At 65.0% G+C, this 18,251-nt stretch carries 14 protein-coding genes and 2 riboswitches; of the genes, 8 read left to right on the forward strand and 6 right to left on the reverse strand.

What is annotated here, in order from left to right; genetic code table 11:
* Positions 1–76 precede the first annotated feature (76 nt).
* On the forward strand, positions 77–865 hold the full coding sequence (locus B6V75_RS03675; protein ID WP_168174437.1) for an outer membrane beta-barrel protein: 789 nt from the start codon (positions 77–79) through the stop codon (positions 863–865).
* Positions 866–965: 100 nt separating this feature from the next.
* On the opposite strand, the gene B6V75_RS03680 is transcribed toward B6V75_RS03675, so the two are convergent.
* From B6V75_RS03680 to B6V75_RS03700, 5 genes are all read right to left on the reverse strand, one after another.
* Positions 966–1,208, reverse strand: coding sequence for a phosphopantetheine-binding protein (locus B6V75_RS03680; protein ID WP_075774695.1), 243 nt, complete (start codon positions 1,206–1,208; stop codon positions 966–968).
* A complete protein-coding gene (locus B6V75_RS03685) occupies positions 1,205–2,386 on the reverse strand; it encodes a dihydrolipoamide acetyltransferase family protein (RefSeq protein ID WP_088718758.1) in 1,182 nt (393 codons plus the stop codon). Before B6V75_RS03685 ends, B6V75_RS03680 begins: the two co-directional genes overlap by 4 nt.
* Before the next feature lie 4 nt (positions 2,387–2,390).
* Positions 2,391–4,388 (reverse strand): pyruvate dehydrogenase (acetyl-transferring) E1 component subunit alpha, encoded by a 1,998-nt coding sequence (pdhA, locus tag B6V75_RS03690; RefSeq protein WP_088718759.1) that lies wholly within the window; start codon positions 4,386–4,388, stop codon positions 2,391–2,393.
* Positions 4,385–6,124 (reverse strand): acetate--CoA ligase, encoded by a 1,740-nt coding sequence (gene acsA, locus B6V75_RS03695; protein WP_088718760.1) that lies wholly within the window; start codon positions 6,122–6,124, stop codon positions 4,385–4,387. Before acsA ends, pdhA begins: the two co-directional genes overlap by 4 nt.
* A gap of 120 nt (positions 6,125–6,244) precedes the next feature.
* On the reverse strand, positions 6,245–8,881 hold the full coding sequence (locus B6V75_RS03700; protein WP_088718761.1) for a cation-transporting P-type ATPase: 2,637 nt from the start codon (positions 8,879–8,881) through the stop codon (positions 6,245–6,247).
* A 221-nt stretch (positions 8,882–9,102) separates the two neighbouring features.
* Here B6V75_RS03700 and B6V75_RS03705 point away from each other — a divergent pair, with 221 nt between their 5' ends.
* The 4 genes from B6V75_RS03705 to ugpC are packed head-to-tail and all read left to right on the forward strand — an operon-like array spanning position 9,103 to position 13,284.
* Entirely contained in the window at positions 9,103–10,362 is a 1,260-nt protein-coding gene (locus tag B6V75_RS03705) for an ABC transporter substrate-binding protein (RefSeq protein WP_088718762.1), read from the forward strand.
* 29 nt (positions 10,363–10,391) lie between these two features.
* Entirely contained in the window at positions 10,392–11,273 is an 882-nt protein-coding gene (locus B6V75_RS03710; RefSeq protein ID WP_088718763.1) for a sugar ABC transporter permease, read from the forward strand.
* Positions 11,270–12,163: a carbohydrate ABC transporter permease gene (locus B6V75_RS03715; protein WP_088718764.1), complete on the forward strand. Its 894-nt coding sequence runs from the start codon at positions 11,270–11,272 to the stop codon at positions 12,161–12,163. The genes B6V75_RS03710 and B6V75_RS03715 overlap by 4 nt, the downstream gene beginning before the upstream one ends.
* Before the next feature lie 2 nt (positions 12,164–12,165).
* Positions 12,166–13,284, forward strand: a complete 1,119-nt coding sequence (ugpC, locus tag B6V75_RS03720; RefSeq protein ID WP_088718765.1) for a sn-glycerol-3-phosphate ABC transporter ATP-binding protein UgpC — start codon at positions 12,166–12,168, stop codon at positions 13,282–13,284.
* A 24-nt stretch (positions 13,285–13,308) separates the two neighbouring features.
* Here the strand turns inward: ugpC and ppsA are convergent, their stop codons facing one another.
* The gene (gene ppsA / locus B6V75_RS03725; protein ID WP_088718766.1) at positions 13,309–15,696 is read right to left on the reverse strand and encodes a phosphoenolpyruvate synthase; all 2,388 of its coding nucleotides are present in this window, start codon (positions 15,694–15,696) and stop codon (positions 13,309–13,311) included.
* A 148-nt stretch (positions 15,697–15,844) separates the two neighbouring features.
* Positions 15,845–16,048, forward strand: a riboswitch (cobalamin riboswitch).
* Positions 16,049–16,171: 123 nt separating this feature from the next.
* Between ppsA and B6V75_RS03730 the strand changes: the two genes are divergently transcribed.
* From B6V75_RS03730 to nrdH, 3 genes are all read left to right on the forward strand, one after another.
* The gene (locus B6V75_RS03730; protein WP_088718767.1) at positions 16,172–16,477 is read left to right on the forward strand and encodes a hypothetical protein; all 306 of its coding nucleotides are present in this window, start codon (positions 16,172–16,174) and stop codon (positions 16,475–16,477) included.
* 130 nt (positions 16,478–16,607) lie between these two features.
* The gene (locus tag B6V75_RS03735; protein ID WP_088718768.1) at positions 16,608–17,657 is read left to right on the forward strand and encodes a homocysteine S-methyltransferase family protein; all 1,050 of its coding nucleotides are present in this window, start codon (positions 16,608–16,610) and stop codon (positions 17,655–17,657) included.
* A 77-nt stretch (positions 17,658–17,734) separates the two neighbouring features.
* Positions 17,735–17,930: riboswitch (cobalamin riboswitch) on the forward strand.
* Between the two features lie 94 nt (positions 17,931–18,024).
* On the forward strand, positions 18,025–18,246 hold the full coding sequence (gene nrdH / locus B6V75_RS03740; RefSeq protein WP_088718769.1) for a glutaredoxin-like protein NrdH: 222 nt from the start codon (positions 18,025–18,027) through the stop codon (positions 18,244–18,246).
* Positions 18,247–18,251: the final 5 nt, after the last annotated feature.

The raw sequence follows: 18,251 nt of genomic DNA on the forward strand, positions 1-18,251 counted from the left end.
GTTCGGAGATCATTATCCCGCGACATGGGGATATCCGACCCGGCGAATGACTAAAGACGGACAGAGAGGCATCGAGATGGAATTTTCAACGAAGCTGGCTGCGGCCTGCGCCCTTGTCTTCAGCCTTGCGGCCCCGGCGGCTGCTACGGCACAAGACTCGGCCAACTTCTTCAAGGTGGGCACGGCAAGCGTCACTTACGGACCTTACGTGCGCTTCGGGCTCGGGGTCGCGAACACCCGACCCTCCGACGAGCACTGGCTCCCGCCCGGATATCCGGACGATCCGCGGATCGATTTCAACCTGAGCAACGATACGAGTGGCTTCGGAGAGATCGCCTTCGGCTATGACTGGATGAACGGCTTCCGCGGTGATGTCAGCGTCCTCACGACTGGCTCGGCCACGACGACCGGTCCGCACACGACCAGCGGCGAGCATGCCGACATCACTTCGGCTTCGGTTTCGACCAGCGCGGTGATGGGTAATCTCTACTATTCCCCGTTCGAGCAGATGGGCGTCAATTCCCGCCTGCATCCTTTCGTCGTGGCGGGGCTTGGTTACGCCAACAACAAGGTCAGCGACTGGACGCGGACGAATACCGCGAAGAATCCCGTAGACCGGACCTTCTCGGGCGACACCCACGGCGATTTCGCCTATTCGCTCGGAATCGGCATGGCCTACCAACTGACGGCTCCCGGCAAGCATCCGGCGATCCTCGAGATGTCCTATCGCTATTACAGCTTCGGGACCGCGAAGGGCGGCAGCACGCCGCTGACCGAAGGTGAATCGCCGGTCGCTCCATTGACCTTCGAGAACGACGCGCATGTGCTTTCGATCAGCCTGCGCATCCCGCTGCAGCGGCTCTGAGGCTTCTTGCGGGGGGTGCCGGACTGCTTGCAGCCCTATCCAGCCCCCCGCAGGACTTCCGATAAAGCAGCTCCGCCAGATACGGCGGCGCCCCTTCCTCTCACATCCGCGACGCGAGAAACCCCGCAGCAAGATCCGGGGTGGCGATCTGGGGATACTCGGCTTCGGCAATCTCGACGCCGAAGCGTTTATCGAGCGCAATCACCAAATTCAGAATATCCATCGAGTCGAGTTCAAGATCGTCCTGAAGATGATCGGACCCCGCGATTTCGGCGGGATCGAGATCGGGAGCGACGCGCACGAGCTCCTCGATATAGGCTCTGCGGATTTCGTCTTCGGTCATAGCTCCTCCGGCGTTTGCAGCTTCGCGTCGATCGCGGTCAGGAATTTCGAGCCCAGCCGCCCGTCGCTCACGCGGTGATCCGCGGCGAGGGTCAGCGTCACGGCCTGGGCGGCAACCACCTTGCCGTCTCGCACCAATGCTTGCGGGCCGGGCGCGCCGGCAGTGACGATGGCGACCTGCGGCGGCACGATGATTCCGGCCATCGCCTCGACCCCGCTCTCGCCAAGCGCCGAGAAGGTCAACGTCGCCATGCTCATCTCCGAGCTTTTGAGCCGCCCGGCGCGAGCGCGCATCGTGAGGTCGCGCATCGCCTCCATCAAATCCTGAAGGTTTTTCTTGTGGGCATCGAGGATTGCTGGGGCCACGAGCCCGCCGCCCCGAAGCGCGATTGCGAGGCCGAGATGAACCGCCGGGGATGGCGTGAACCCGTCCTCCCCGAAATGCCCGTTCACCGCCTTTTCCTCGCGAGCCGCCAGTGCCATCGCCTTCATCAGAAGCGCGCCCATCAGGATGCGTTCTTCGGGCGGGCGGTTCGCATTGGCGGCGCTCAGCCAATCGCTCGCGGCGCTGAGATCGACCGTGTGGGTGACGTAGTAATGCGGGATCTCGCGCTTGGACCGGGCCATCGCGGCGGCGATCGCCTTGCGCATCTCTGCGATATATGCGCCGCGATCTTCTGCCGGGCTCGGCGTCGCGGCGGGTTTCGTCGTCTCGACATCGGCGAGCACGATCGCGCCCCCCGGCCCGCTGCCGGTCAGGCTCTCCAGCGCGACCCCCAATTCTGCGGCGCGTGCCTTCGCGGCAGGAGAGGCGGCGATCCCTGATGGGGGGGCGGGAGGCGGCGCACTGGGCGGCTCCATCCTTGCCTCCGGTTCGACCGGTTCGGCAGGCGACTGCGGCGCAACTGGCGGCGCGGCCTCAGAGGTCTCCGCCGACGCCTCCCCGGGCGCTTTGATAACGGCCAGCGGCGCGCCAACCGGCAGGTCTTGCCCAAGCTCTGCCACCAGCTTTTCGACCACACCGTCCTCGAAGACCTCGATCTCGATCGCACCCTTCTGCGTCTCGACCACCGCGACGATATCGCCGTGCTTGACCGTATCGCCGGGCTTCACCAGCCATTCGACCAGCTTGCCCGCCTCCATATCCGCGCCGAGCGAGGGCATCTTGAAAACGGCCATCGCCTCACCCTTTCCCGAGCGTCGTCTTCACGGCGGCGACGATAGCGGGCACCTGCGGAATGGCGGCGTCCTCGAGATGTTTGGGATAGGGTATCGGCACCTCGGCCGAGCACACCCGCCCCACCGGCGCATCTAGGTGCCAGAAGGCCTGCTCGCCGATCCGGGCCGCGATCTCGGCGGAGAGCGAACCGGACCGCCAGCCCTCGTCCACCATCACCGCGCGGCGCGTGCGCGCGAGCGAGGCCATGATCGTCTCATCATCGAGCGGGCGCAGGCAGCGCAGGTCGATCACCTCCGCCTCGATCCCCTCGCCCGCCAGCGCCTCGGCGGCCTCGAGCGTCTTCCACAGCGATCCGCCATAGGTGATCAGGCTGATATCCTTGCCCGCGCGCCGGATCGCGGCCTTGTCGATATCGACCGGCCCGGCATTCGCCGCGATCTGCCCGGTCATTTTGTAGAGCATGACGTTCTCGAAGATCAGCACCGGATCGGGATCCTCAATCGCAGTCCAGAGCATCCCGCGCGCGTCCTCCAGCGTGGCGGGCGCCAGCACCCGCAGCCCCGGAATATGCGCGTACCACCCTTCAAGCGAATGGGAATGCTGCGCCGCGAGTTGCTTGCCCGCGCCGGTCGCAAGACGGATCACCACGGGTGCGCCGAACTGCCCGCCCGACATATGCCGGATCGTGGCGGCGGTGTTCATGATCTGGTCGAGCGCGAGCAACGAGAAATTCACCGTCATCACCTCGACGATGGGCCGCATCCCTGCCGCCGCCGCACCGATCCCGGCCCCGGTGAAGCCGGACTCCGACAGCGGCGTGTCGCGGATGCGGTCCTCGCCGAATTCGGCCATCAACCCTTTCGAGACCGCATAGCAACCGCCATATGCGCCCACATCCTCGCCCATCAGAAAGACCCGCTCGTCGCGGATCATCGCGTCGCGGATGGCCTGCTTGACCGCCTCGCGATAGGTCATCTCGACGGTCTCGGCGCTGGGTTCGGGCGGCGCGGGCGGCGCGGGGCGTTCCTCGGCCATGACATGGCGGGTGAGCGTCTCGAGCGGCTCCCACTCGCTCCCCTCGGCATAGGCGACGGCGGCGGCGATCTCGTCCTCCACCCCCGCCTCGATCTGCGCGACCTCTTCGGGATGCATCAGCCCGCTCTCGTAGAGCCAGGACTGGAACCGCACGATCGGTCCCTTCTCGCGCCACGCGGCCACCTCGTCCTTGTCGCGATAGAGCTGGGCGTCGAACATCGAATGCGCGCGGAACCGATAGGTCAGACATTCGAGGAAATAGGGTTTGCCAGTCTCGCGGATCGCGGCGAGCGCGCGGCGGGTGGCGGCCTCGACCGCGACCACATCCATCCCGTCCACCTGCTCGGTCGCGAACCCATAAGCCGCCGCCTTGCGCCGGATGTCGGTCACGGCCTCGGTTCGCGCCAAGGCCGAACCCATCGCGTAGCCGTTATTCTCGCACACGAACAACACCGGCAGCGACCAGAGCTGCGCGAGGTTCATCGACTCGTGGAACTCGCCCTCGGCCACAGCCCCTTCGCCGAAGAAGCAGGCGGTGACATTGGGCGCACCCATCATCCGGTCGCGCAGCGCAAGCCCCACGGCCAGCGGCAGCCCGCCCCCCACGATCGCGTTGCCTCCGTAGAAATTCCGCTCGGCGTCGAAGATATGCATCGAGCCGCCCCGCCCGCCCGAGGCACCAGTGGCCTTGCCATACATCTCTGCCATCACGCGCTCCATCGGCACGCCACGAACCAGCGCATGACCGTGCTCGCGATAGGTCGCCACCACGCGATCATCGGGGCCAAGCCGCGGGATCACGCCCGAGGCCACCGCCTCCTCGCCATCGTAGAGGTGGAGGAAGCCGCGGATCTTTTCCTGCGTGTAGAGCTCGGCGCATTTATCCTCGAAATGGCGCACACGGATCATCGCCGTGAGCAATTCGCGGATGTGGTCATGGGTCAGGTGCGGTTTGTCGGCAGTCATGTCTCGTCACTCTCCAGCGTCGAAATATCGCCTTCCGGCAGGCCCAGCTCGCGCGCTTTCAACAGACGGCGCATGATCTTGCCCGAACGGGTCTTCGGCAGGGTCTTGCGGAACACCACCTCGCGCGGGGCGACCGCCGCGCCGAGCTTCTTGCGCGCGAGACCACGGATGTCGCGTTCGAGATCTTCGGACGGCTCGAACCCCGGATTGAGCGCGACATAGGCCTTCACGACCTCGCCTGCGGTCTCGTCGGGCAGGCCGATCACGGCAGCCTCGGCCACTGCCGGATGCTCGATCAGCGCGCTTTCGACCTCGAAGGGGCCGATCAGGTGACCGGAGGATTTGATGAGATCATCGGCGCGACCGACGAACCAGAAATAGCCCTCGCTATCGCGCATCGCGAGATCGCCAGAGAGATACCAGCCACCCACGAAACACTTCTTGTAGCGCGCCTCTTCATGCAGATAGGCGCGCATCATCGAGGGCCAGCCGGGGCGCAACGCCAACTCACCGATCTCGCCGGGCTTGCAGTCGCGCAGGCCGTCGTCGACACGCTCCACGATCCCCGCCTCGATCCCCGGCAGCGGTTTTCCCATCGAGCCGGGATGCACATCCATCGCGCGGGTATTGGCGATCATGATGCCGCCGGTCTCGGTCTGCCACCAGTTGTCGTGGAAGGGCTTACCGAAGACCTCGTTGCCCCAGACCACGGCCTCGGGATTGAGCGGCTCGCCCACCGAGGCCATGAACCGCAGTGTCGAGAAATCGTAAGGCGCGGCCGCCTCTTTCCCTGCGCGCATCATCATGCGGATCGCGGTGGGCGCGGTGTACCAGACCTCGATCTGCTCGCGCTGCAGGATCGAATACCAGCGGTCGAGATCGAAATCGGCCTCATCAACGATCATCCGCACCCGGTTCACCAGCGGCGAGATGATCCCGAAGGATGTCCCCGTCACCCAGCCCGGATCGGCGGTACACCAGTAGCGCGTGCCCGGCGTCAGTTCGAGCGCGTAGCGGCCTGCGGCGGCGTGCATCACCACCGCATTATGCACATGCACCGCGCCTTTCGGGCGGCCCGTGGTGCCGGAGGTGAAATGGATCAACGCGGGATCTTCGGGTGCCGTATGAACCGTCTCGAACGACTCCGAGGCCGCCGCCATCGCAGGGCCGAGCGCCACGCAACCCTCCGGCGCTTCGTCGCCGATGATCAGCACCAGTTTGAGCGAGGGAATTTCGTCCCGCCACGCGGCGATCTTGCGGCGATAGATCGAGGCGGTGGTGATCAGCGCATTGGCCTCGCCGATCTCGAGCCGGGTGCGCAGGGGCTCGGGTCCGAAGGCGGAAAAGAGCGGCGAGAAGATCATCCCTGCCTTCAGCGTGCCCAGCGCCGCGACGTAGAGATCGGGCACCCGGCCGGCGAGACCGAAGAGCCGGTCGCCCGGTTCCAGCCCGTGCGCAGTCAAAACATTGGCGAAGCGCGCGGTCCGGGCAGCGAGATCACGATAGCTCAGGCTTTGCCGCTCGCCGTCCTTGCCGAGCCAGAGGATCGTTTCGTCATCCCCATGACCCGCGGCGACATGCCGATCCACCGCCTCATGCGCGATATTCAACCCGCCATCGGGAAACCCGTCGAGCATCGCCCGCGCGGTGTCCCATGTGAACGCCTTGCGGTCCTCCTCGGAGAGCGTGGCGGCGGCGCGTTCAGCGGCCGACTTCTGGATGATCGCCCAAGTCATCACGCCTCCTCCCAAGGTGATGCCAGTCGACAGACCGCTCCCGTGACGAACGGCCCATGACCTTCCCTAGGCGAAGACAGGAGGCAGTTTCATTGATGTGGCTCAACGCGGGAGCGGAAATTATCTGCGGGTTGCGCGCGATACGACCAGATGCCCCAGCAGCGGCGGAAGCAGGCTCATCGCCCCGGCGAGCGTCAGCCCCGCGATTCCGGGCGACGGAAGCTGCAGCACATCGGAGAGCCCGGGTAGCCACAGCGCCCCCGCGATCAGCACGAGACACAGCACGAGCGCGCCCCAGGCATAAGGGTTGCGCGTCACATCGTTGCGCAGGGCGTGGGTGTCCCCCTCCCGCATGTTGAACACGTTCCAAAGCTGGCCCAGCGCGAGGGTGACGAAGGCCACCGTGACGGCGGCCCCGGGAGCAAGCTGTAACCCGTAGAGCGCCCCTCCGAAGGCCAGCATCGTAGCGAGGGTTACAATGACCCCAAGAATGACGATGCGTTCCCATTCGCGCCGCGCGAGGATCGGCTCCGCACGGTCGCGGGGCGGACGGCTCATTTCGTGTCCGTCGCCATGCCCCATCCCAAGCGCAAGCGCCGGGAAGACATCGGTGACGAGATTGAGAAACAGGATCTGCAGGGGCAGGAGCGGCGCGGGGAGCCCCACCCCCACGGCGATCCCCACCACGAGGATCTCCGAGAGATTGCACGACATCAGGTAGACGATGAACTTGCGGAGATTGCCGAATATCACCCTGCCCTGTCGCACCGCCTCGACGATGGTCGCGAAATCATCGTCCTTGAGCACCATATGCGCCGCCTCGCGGGCGACTTGGGTGCCGCGTTGTCCCATCGCAATGCCGATATCGGCCTTCTTCAGCGCCGGTGCGTCATTCACCCCGTCGCCCGTCATCGCGACGGTCTCCCCCTCGCGCTGGTAGAAACTGACAAGCTCCAGTTTCGTCGCCGGGGCCACGCGGGCGAAGACGCTGGCCTTGCGCAGGCGGTCGAGCGTGTCATCGCTGGCGCTCTCAAGATCGAGACCTGTCAGCTCTCTCCCCTCGATCGCCATTACACCGTCCTCACTGATCCCGGCATCTCTGGCGATGCGTGCGGCGGTCTCGGCGTGATCCCCTGTCAGCATGATCACCCGTATACCTGCGCTCTGGCAGGCCGCGATCGCGGGCGGGACATCCTTGCGCAGGGGATCGGCGAGACAAGCGATACCGACCAGCGTCAGCCCTTCATAGGGGGCCTCCTCCGTCCCCTCCGCCTGCTTCATAGCGAGTCCGATCCCGCGCAACCCCTCGCCCGCCGCTTCAGCGTTGCGGGCGATCCAGCTTGCCTTGTCCTCATCGCTCAGCGGACGCGCACCCTCCGGCCCCAGAACCTCGGAGCACGCAGCGATCACCGCTTCGGGCGCGCCCTTTGTCGCGTAGAGCATACCCCCCTGCGGAAGTTCATGGACCGTCGCCATCATCAGGCTGTCGGTCTCGAACGCATGCTGGAGCAGGCGTGACTCTGCTCCGTCTTCGGACACCCCTAGCTTTCGCGCTGCACTCAGCAGCGCCAGCTCGGTCGGATCCCCGATCCGGCCATCCTCGCCGTCCCCCAGCTCGGCATTGTTGCACAGCATGCCGATCTGCAGCGCCGCGCGCAGACGGTCGTCCGCGATTCCGCTATCCGGGCCGTCCAGATTCACGCTCCCCCCGTCGAGCAAGACCTGAACCACGCTCATCCGGTTCTCGGTCAGCGTCCCCGTCTTGTCCGTCAGGATCAGCGTGGTCGCCCCGAGCGTCTCGACCGAGGACAACCGGCTGATCAGGGCGTTGCGCTGCACCATCCGCCACATCCCACGCGCGAGCGACAGCGTGGCAACGACGGGAATACCTTCGGGGATCGCGGCCACGGCAAGCGCGACCCCGGTCTGGATCATACCGGTGAGCGGGTGGCCCTGCGCCAGCCCCGTGACGATGATCGCGACGGCGAGGACGATCGTCAGCCAGACAAGTCGCTGCCCGAGCCGCGTCAATTGGTGTTCGAGCGGTGTGGGCTCTGTGCTGGCCTCCATCGCGAGCTGGCTGATCTTGCCGATCTCGGTCTCCATGCCGGTGCGCACCACCACGCCGATCCCCGCACCCCGCGTCACGGCCGCGCCCTTGAACGCCATATTGGAACGATCCCCCAACACGACGTCGGAGGGCAACGCTTCGGTGATCTTGCGCACCGGAAGAGACTCGCCCGTCAGTACGGATTCATCACAATAAAGCCCCGACGCTTCGACCAGCCGCAGATCGGCGGTCACAACGTCGCCCGCCTCGAGCATCACGAGATCGCCCGGCACCAGATCGTGGGCGTCGACTTCGCGCAGCATCCCGTCCCGGCGCACCCGGGTACGGACCTCGGCGACACTGAACAGCGCCTCCATGGAACGGGTCGCGCGCAGCTCGGTGAAGAACCCGATCGCGCCGTTCAGGAGCAGCACGACGAGTATCGCCAACGCCTCGACGATATCGTTGATGACCAGCGAGAACACCGTCGCCAGAACGAGAAGCGCGACGATCACCCCCTGGAACTGATGCAGCAGGATGTTGAGCGCACTGCGCGGTTTCTGACGGCGCAGGGCGTTCGGGCCGTGGCGCGCGAGGCGCGCGGCGGCCTCCTCGGCGGACAGCCCGTCCGGGAACGGCACGGACTGACGCGCCAGCACCGCCTCGGCGGTTTCGACAAATGCTGGTGCGGCGTCGGTATCCTGCATTCCCGGGGGCCTTCGGTGATCCCACGTCGATGGTAAGCCTTTCCGCGGCCTACGCAATCGTCTCGCCTTGCGTAGCAATGCCGCAGAACGCTCCCCCGGCCGCACCCAGATCACGGATCGTTGATCCCGGTCAATGACGGTTCACCGATGTCGCCCCAGCCTAGATCGCAGGTCTGGCTGCGAAATTTCACCGCAAGCGCGACCGGGAGGAGGAGGAAAACATGCATATTTGTAAAGCCATGATGGCGGCGGTGAGTGTCGCTGGCGCGCTCTCGGCCAGCGCCGCGCGGGCGGATGGCACGGTCGAGGTTCTGCACTGGTGGACCTCCGGGGGCGAGGCCAAGGCCGTCGGAGAACTGAAGAAAGCCTTCGAGGCCGAGGGCGGGGAATGGATCGACTCGCCGATCGCGGGCGGTGGCGGCGATGCCGCGATGACGGCGCTGAGGGCGCGCGTCGTGGCCGGAAACCCGCCGACCGCCGTGCAGCTCAAAGGGCCCGGCATTCAGGAATGGGCCCAGCAAGGCGCGCTCAACGACGTCCAGTCCGTGGCGGATGAGGGCAATTGGGACGATGTGTTGCCGCCGGCGCTGGCCGAAATCATGAAATACGAAGGCAAATACGTCGCAGCCCCGGTCAACATCCACCGCGTCGACTGGATCTGGGCCAACCCCGAGGCGCTGAAGAAAGCGGGCGTCGAAGGCATGCCAACGACATGGGACGAGTTCAACGCAGCCGCCGACAAGCTGCAGGCGGCGGGTATCGTGCCGCTCGCCCATGGCGGTCAGCCTTGGCAGGACGCGACGCTGTTCGAAGACGTGGTGTTGGGAATCGGTGGGGCCGATTTCTACCGCAAGGCGCTGGTGGAGCTCGATCCGGAGGCCCTGACCTCGGACATGATGGTCAAATCCTTCGATCAGCTGCGCAAGCTGCGTGGCTATGTCGATCCGAACTTCTCGGGCCGCGACTGGAACCTCGCGACCGCGATGGTGATGCGCGGCGAGGCCGGTTTCCAGATCATGGGCGACTGGGCCAAGGGCGAATTCCTCGCGGCGGGCAAGGTTCCGGAAAAGGATTTCCTGTGCTGGCCCACGCCGGGCAAGGGCTTCGTGCTGAATTCGGACAGCTTCACCTTCTTCAAGGTGGAGGGAGAAGACCGCATCGAGGGCCAGAAAGTGCTGGCGCGGTTGATCATGTCGCCCGAGTTCCAGAAGGTCTTCAATCTCGCGAAAGGGTCGATCCCGGCGCGCACGGACGTGCCGCTCGATGATTTCGACGCCTGTGCCAAACGCTCGCACGAAGACCTGCTGGCCGCGATCGAGAACGACACGCTGGTGCCGTCGATGGCGCATGAGATGGCGGTGCCCCGCTCGGTGCGCGGCGAGTTCCTCGATCTTGTGACGGCGTTCTTCAACTCCGACATGAGTTCCGAGGACGCGGTCAAGCAACTCGCTGCCGCGGTCAAGCGCGCGCAGGAAAACTAGGGCCTGCAATGTCCGGGAGGACGGGCCCCATGGCAAGGTTCGGGCGGGCGCTGGAAAGGCGCCTGCCCGCGATTGTCGTCTCTCCTCTTTTCGCGGCGAGCCTGTTCTTCGTCTACGGCTTCATCGGCTGGACGGCCTATATCTCGCTGACCCGCTCGGGGGTGATGCCCGACTACCAATTCGACGGGGTGAGCCAATATGTCCGTCTCTGGCAGACGCCGCGCTGGTACGTGGCGATCCGCAACCTGTTTGTCTTTTCGGGCCTGTTCATCTCGATCTCGATGGCGATCGGCATCCTTCTGGCGATCCTGCTCGACCAGAAGGTGCGCATCGAGGGGGTGATCCGCACGATCTACCTCTACCCGATGGCGCTGAGTTTCATCGTCACCGGAACGGTCTGGAAATGGATGCTGAACCCCGGCCTCGGCCTGGAGCGGTTGATGCATCAGGCCGGGTTCGAGAGCTTCAGATTCGACTGGCTGGTGAACTCGCATTACGCGATCTACACGGTGGTGATCGCGGCCGTCTGGCAAAGCTCCGGCTATGCGATGGCGCTGTTTCTGGCCGGGCTCCGCTCGGTCGATGACGAGGTGCTGAAAGCGGCGGCGATCGACGGCGCGGGCCCGTGGCGCACTTATACCGGGATCGTGCTGCCGATGCTGCGACCGGTGTTCCTCTCCACCGTCATCATCCTCGCCCATCTCGCGATCAAGAGCTTCGATCTGGTGATCGCGCTGACTGGCGGGGGGCCGGGCTATGCCACCGACATGCCCGCCACCTTCATGTATTCCTTCGCCTTTCAGCGCAGCGAGCTGGGCGTGGCGGCGGCGAGTGCCACGATGATGCTTATGACGGTCATCGCGATCATCGTGCCCTATCTCTACTCGGAACTGAGGAAGACAGCCGGATGAGCGCACGCAGCACAGGCGGGATCGTCCGGCGCAAGGGGCTGCATCACGGCCTGATGCGCGCGCTGCTCTTCGCGGTGCTCGGGCTGTTCTGCATCTACTACCTGATCCCGCTTCTGGTGATGATATCGACCTCGCTGAAATCGCTGGCCGAGATCAGGGAGGGCTCTCTCATCAGCCCGCCGCAGGCGCTCGACTTCAGCGCCTGGGAGAAGGCGTGGAACAGCGCCTGCGTGGGTGTGCGTTGCAACGGGCTTGCGCCCTATGTCTGGAACTCGGTGATGATGACCGTCCCGGCGGTGGCGATCTCGACGATACTGGGCGCGCTCAACGGCTATGCGCTGACCAAGTGGCGCTTTCGCGGCGCCGATACGATCTTCGCGCTGATGCTGTTCGGCGCCTTCATTCCGTTTCAGGTGATCCTTCTGCCGATGGCGCGGGTGCTGGGCCAGCTCGGGCTTGCGGGCACGGTCCCGGGGCTGATCCTTGTGCACACGGTCTATGGCCTCGCCTTCACGACCCTGTTCTTCCGCAACTTCTTCATCGGGGTTTCGGACGGCATCATTCAGGCGGCGAAGGTCGACGGGGCGGGTTTCTTCGGAATTTTCTTCCGGCTCGTGCTGCCGATGTCGCTGCCCGCGATCGTCGTCACCGTGATCTGGCAGTTCACCCAGATCTGGAACGACTTCCTGTTCGGCGTCGCATTCACGATCGGCGACAGCAACCCGGTGACGGTGGCGCTCAACAACGTGGTGAACACCTCGACGGGGGTGAAGGAATACAATGTCGACATGGCCGCGGCGATCATCGCGGCCCTGCCGACGCTGGCGGTCTATGTCTTGGCCGGGGCGTGGTTCGTGCGCGGTCTCTCGGCCGGAGCGGTGAAAGGGTAGCGATGGCAGCGGGAATTTCCCTTCAGGGCGTGCGCAAACGCTTCGGGACCAACGAGGTGATCAAGGGCATCGACCTCGAGATCGAGGCGGGCGAGTTCATTGTCCTCGTCGGGCCCTCGGGCTGCGGCAAGTCGACCCTGCTCAACCTGATCGCCGGGCTCGAGACGCTGAGCGACGGCCATATCGACATCGCGGGGCGACGAGTCGACGACACCCCGCCGCGCGACCGCGACATCGCAATGGTGTTCCAGTCCTATGCGCTCTACCCGACCAAGACGGTGCGTGAGAACATCACCTTCGGGATGCAGACCCGCCACGTCCCGCGCGCCGATCAGACCAAAGCCGTCGAGGAGTTCAGCACGCTTCTGCAGATCCATCCCTATCTCGACCGCAAGCCCGGCCAGCTTTCGGGCGGCCAGCGCCAGCGCGTCGCAATGGGCCGCGCGCTCGTGCGCAAGCCCGAAGTGTTTCTGTTCGACGAGCCCCTGTCGAACCTCGACGCCAAACTGCGGATCGAGATGCGCACCGAGATCAAGAAGCTGCACCAGCGGCTCGGCAAGACCGTCGTCTATGTCACCCACGACCAGATCGAGGCGATGACGCTGGCGACACGGATCGCGGTGATGGATAACGGCCATATCCGTCAGGTGGCCGAGCCCGGCGCGATCTACGACGATCCGGTGGACCTGTTCGTCGCGGGCTTCATGGGCTCGCCGCCGATGAACATGCTGCCCGGTGTCCTGCGCCGCGGGGGGCCGGAAGGCGTATCTGTCGAACTGGCGGAGGGCGCGGCAGAAGCGCTGCGGTTCCCCTTGTCCCAAACGCTCGCGGAGCGGATCACCGCCCCCGACGGGCAAAAGGTCGTCCTCGGGCTTCGGCCGGAGGTGATCTTCATGGCCGGGACCGAACTGCCCGGCCCCGACCGTTTCGTCTTCGAACGTCCGGTGGATCTGGTCGAGCCGACCGGACCGGACACGATGATCGTCTTCGCCCTGGGCGAGACCGAGGTGATCGCCCGGGTCCGGCCCGAGGACGCCCTGCCCCCGGGCGCGCCCTTCAGCTTTGAGGTCGATATGGGCAAGGCCAAGGTCTTCGACGCCGAGACCGGGCTGCGCCTCTAACGCGTGCAGCCCGCGGGCGTCCGGTCACCCTTTGCCTTCGGCCTCCGCGACATGGCCTTTCACCTTCAGGAAGCTGTCCGGCGTCACCGAGATCGAGTCGATCCCGAACTCCACCAGTGTGCGGGCGAATTCAGGGTAGTTCGAGGGCGCCTGACCGCAGAGACCGACCTTCGCGCCCACGCCGTGCGCTTTCTCTATGACCGTCCGGATCATCCACTGAACGGCGGCATGGCGTTCGTCGAAGAGCGTCGCGAGCCTGTCGCTGTCGCGATCGATCCCTAGGGTCAGCTGCGTCAGATCGTTGGACCCGATGGAGAACCCGTCGAACCGCTCGGCGAAGGCTTCGGCGAGGATGACGTTCGAGGGCACTTCGCACATCACGTAGATTTGCAGCCCGTTCGAGCCGCGCACCAGCCCTTCCTCGGCCATCACCGCCAGCACGCGGTCGGCTTCCTCGGGCGTCCGGCAGAACGGCACCATCACCAGCACATTGTCGAATCCGGCCTCTTCGCGCAGCCGACGGATCGCCCGACATTCCAGCCGGAACCCGTCGACATAGGCCGGATCGTAATAGCGCGAGGCCCCGCGCCAGCCGATCATCGGGTTGGATTCCACCGGCTCGAACTGCCGCCCGCCAAGCAGGTCGGCATATTCGTTCGTCTTGAAATCGCTCAGCCGCAGGATCATCGGGTTCGGATAGGCTACGGCGGCGATCCGGGACAGGCCGAGCGCCAGTTGATCGACGAAATATTCGGACTTGTCCTCGTATCCCCTAGTGAGGGTTTCGATTTCCTCCCGCACTTCCGCCTCCTGAATGTCGGAGAAATGCAGCAGCGCCATCGGGTGGACCCGGATCGTGTTCGAGATCACGAATTCCATCCGCGCCAGACCGACACCGTCGATCGGCAACCGCCACCAGCGCGCGGCAATGGCCGGATTGGCGAGGTTTAGCATCACCTTGGTCTTGGTTTCCGGCACCGCGTCGAGGTTCAGATCTTCGACCGAGAATTCGGCAAAGCCGTCATAGACCAGACCCTCGTCCCCTTCGGCGCAGCAGACGGTCACCTCCTGCTCGTCATGCAGCACATGGGTTGCATCTCCACACCCGACGACGGCGGGAACACCCAACTCGCGGCTGACGATGGCGGCATGGCTGGTTCTGCCTCCGTGATCGGTGATGATCGCCGAGGCCCGTTTCATCACCGGTACCCAGTCTGGGTCCGTCGTCGATGTGACAAGGATCGAGCCGTCCACGAAATCGTCGATGTCCTTGACGTCCTCGATCAGGCAGACCCGCCCGGTCGCGATCTGCTCGCCCACCGACAGACCGTTGACGACGACCGGACCGTGCGCGCCGATCGTGTAACGCCGCAGTGACCCTGCAGAGACATGCGACTGAACCGTCTCGGGGCGCGCCTGCACGATGTAAAGCTTGCCCGTGACGCCGTCCTTGGCCCATTCCATGTCCATCGGCTGCCCGTAATGCGCTTCGATGGTCGCCGCTTGCTGCGCGAGGTCGAGCACTTCGTCATCCGACAGGACGAACCTCCCGCGCTCGGCTTTCGAGGTCGGCACGTTGCGCACCGGGTTCGGAGCGTCCGGCCCGGCATAGATCATCTTGATCTCTTTCGCGCCGAGCTTCCTCTCGATGATCGGTTTGATCCCCGTCTTACCGAGGAACGGCTTGTAGACCTGAAACTCGTCCGGCGTGACCGCGCCTTGCACGACGTTTTCGCCCAAGCCCCAGGCCGCGCTGATCAGCACGACCTTGTCGAAGCCGGTTTCCGTGTCGATCGAGAACATCACCCCTGACCCGCCGATATCCGAGCGCACCATCTGCTGAACGCCCACGGAGAGCGCGACATCGAGGTGATTGAACCCTCTGAGCTTGCGATAGGTGATCGCGCGGTCGGTGAAGAGCGAGGCATAGCACTTGCGGCAGGCGGTCAGAAGCTCCTCCTCGCCCCAGACGTTGAGATAGGTCTCCTGCTGACCGGCGAAGCTGGCATCGGGAAGATCTTCGGCCGTCGCGCTCGAGCGCACGGCGACGGAGACCTCGGGCACCCCTGCCCGCTTGGACAAGTCGCGATACGCCTCCCGGATCGCCGCCTCGGTCGGGGCAGGCCAATCGCCTGCCACGATCGTGTCGCGAATGCTCTGACCGGCGACGTGAAGGCTGATCTTGTCGGCATCGTAATCCGCAAGATAGCCCGCGATGGCCTCTGTCAGCTTGTTTTCATCGAGAAACATCCGATAGGCGTCGGCGGTGGTGGCGAAGCCCGGCGGGACCTGAATACCCTTGGCGCCAAGTTCCTGCACCATCTCGCCGAGCGAAGAGTTCTTGCCGCCCACAAGCGCGACATCTTCGCGGCGTAAGCTGTCGAAAGGAATGACTTCTTTCTTCGTCGTCATGGGCTCGCCTCTCCTGTTTGCACTTGCGGGCACTCTATCCGAGGCGCGCATCGGGGCCTTGATCTCTGTCAACGCGGAGCCTTTCGGACGGGGCTCTGCCTGCGTACCCTCCGCCGCCCAATCCGGTCTGGACAGCGTGAGATTTTCCTGCGATCAAATCCGGGATGGTGTCCGGCCCCAAAGGGTCGGCTGAAAAGGGAACACGGTGCGGGCGAGGCCCAACTCCGTGACTGCCCCCGCAACTGTAAGCGGCGAGCGCCACCGAAAACGCCACTGACCTGCAAAGGTTGGGAAGGTCCGGTGAAGCGAAGACCCGCGAGTCAGGAGACCTGCCATCTCGGATGCGCCGCCGCGCATCTCGGTCACCTTAAACCCGGGCGGGGTGCCCTGGGACGGAGAGACGAGAGATGGACCAGATCGGACCTCGCATATCGCCGTGCCGCGACCAATCCCGCCCTTTTGCGCGGAGGGCGCGATGCTTTTGGAACGAACGCTTTCACTCTTACAACTCGATATAGGGCCGATCTCGCCGCTGCGGGCGCGTGAGCTGGGCACGCTGGGCTACATGGAATGGCTTGGCACGCTGCCGGGCGACATGCCCTATGCGAAGGCGGCGATTGTCGCCCATATGCAGGCCTATCCGCATTCCCTGATCTCGCCCGCGGTGGAGGTGTTCTGCGAACTCCTGCTGGAGTCGCTGACCCCGGAGCCCTTCGCCCTGCCGATCGAGATGCCCCCGCCGGTGCGGCGCGGCGGCGCACGCGCCCGGCGCGGCCTCTAACCCGTTCTTCGTCTTGCGGTCGCATTCAGCGGCCCGACCGAGGACCATTGCAGCAGGAAACGGCACTCCGTCTCCTGCGAGGCTCGGCTCTGTCCAACGATGGTCATGGATGAACTGAGAGGATCTCTCCATGAATGACAACAAACTGACCCGCCTGCTCGACGCGCGCCCGGTGATCTGCGCCGAGGGCTTTCTGTTCGAACTGGAACGGCGCGGCTATCTGACCGCCGGGGAATTCGTGCCCGAGGTGGCGCTCGAATACCCGCAGGCGCTGCGCAATCTGCATGTCGATTTCCAGCGCGCCGGAAGCGATATCGTCGAGGCCTTCACCTATAACGGCCACCGCGAGAAGATGCGCGTGATCGGCAAGGAAGACCTGCTGGAGCCGCTCAACCGCGCGGCGCTGAAGATCGCCCGCGAGGTCGCCAATGCCAAGACCGGAAACCTGATGGCGGGCAATATCTCGAACACGAATATCTGGGACCCGGCCGATCCGGCGCGGCAGGCCGAGGTGCGCGCGATGTTCGACGAGATGGTCGGCTGGGCGGTCGAGGAAGGCGCGGATATCCTCATCGGCGAGACCTTCTACTACGCGGGCGAGGCGCTATGCGCGCTCGAGGCCGCGAAGGCGTCGGGGCTGCCGGTGGTGCTGACGCTGGCGCCGATGGCGGCCAACGAGATGATGGACGGGGTCGGCATCGTCGAGACCTGCCAGCAGCTCGAACAGGCGGGCGCCGATGTCGTCGGGCTGAACTGCTTCCGCGGGCCGCAGACGATGATGCCGTGGCTGCGCAAGGTGCGCGCGGCGGTGAGCTGCCATGTCGGCGCCCTGCCCGTGCCCTACCGGACCACGAAGGAGGAGCCCACCTTCTTCAACCTCTCCGATCACAACGGCTGCACCTGCCCCTCGCCGCATGGCCGGACCTTCCCGACCGCGCTCGATCCGTTGGCCTGCAACCGCTACGAGATCGGCGCCTTCGCGCGTGAGGCGCAGGCGATCGGGGTGAATTACCTCGGCGTGTGCTGCGGGGCGAGCCCGATGCATATCCGCGAAATGGCCGAGGCCGTGGGTCGCGAGACCGAGGCCAGCCGCTTCTCGGAGCGCATGGAGAACCACTTCATGTATGGCCAGAACGCCCGCCTTCCGGCGCATATCCGGGCGCTTGGTGACGGGGCCTGAGCCTTGACACAGCCCTGTCGCGCGAGAGTTTCGCGCGCCAGGGAAATCTATATATTGACACCACTACACCATGCATCCCAATATGATGTTGCTTTGGTTCCTGCGAGTCACTCCGCAGGCGAAGAGGGAAGCCGGTGGAATTCCGGCGCTGCCCCCGCAACTGTAAGCGGCGAGCCTGATGTCCGAATGTCACTGGTGCGATGCGCCGGGAAGACGGACCGAGAGGCGTTCGAGCCGCGAGCCAGGAGACCTGCCAGAGCAGATAGACGACGACCGCGGCGGAGGGCCCGGGCGCGTGGCTATGTGCTGCGGCACCCTGCCCACGAGCCTTGTCCCGCGCTGCCGACAGCCAACAAAGGGACAGAAAATGACCATCACCGTCTATTCGAAACCGGCCTGCGTGCAATGCACCGCCACGACCCGTGCGCTGGATGCCAAGGGGATCGACTACAACGTGATCGACCTCACCAAGGATGCCGCCGCGATGGAAATGGTGCAGGACTTGGGTTACCGGCAGGCCCCGGTGGTGATCGCCAACGAGGATCACTGGGCGGGCTTTCGCCCCGACATGATCAACCGCCTGGTCTGAGGCCT

The sequence above is a fragment of the Thioclava sp. F1Mire-8 genome (assembly GCF_002213165.1).
Taxonomy (GTDB): domain Bacteria; phylum Pseudomonadota; class Alphaproteobacteria; order Rhodobacterales; family Rhodobacteraceae; genus Thioclava; species Thioclava nitratireducens.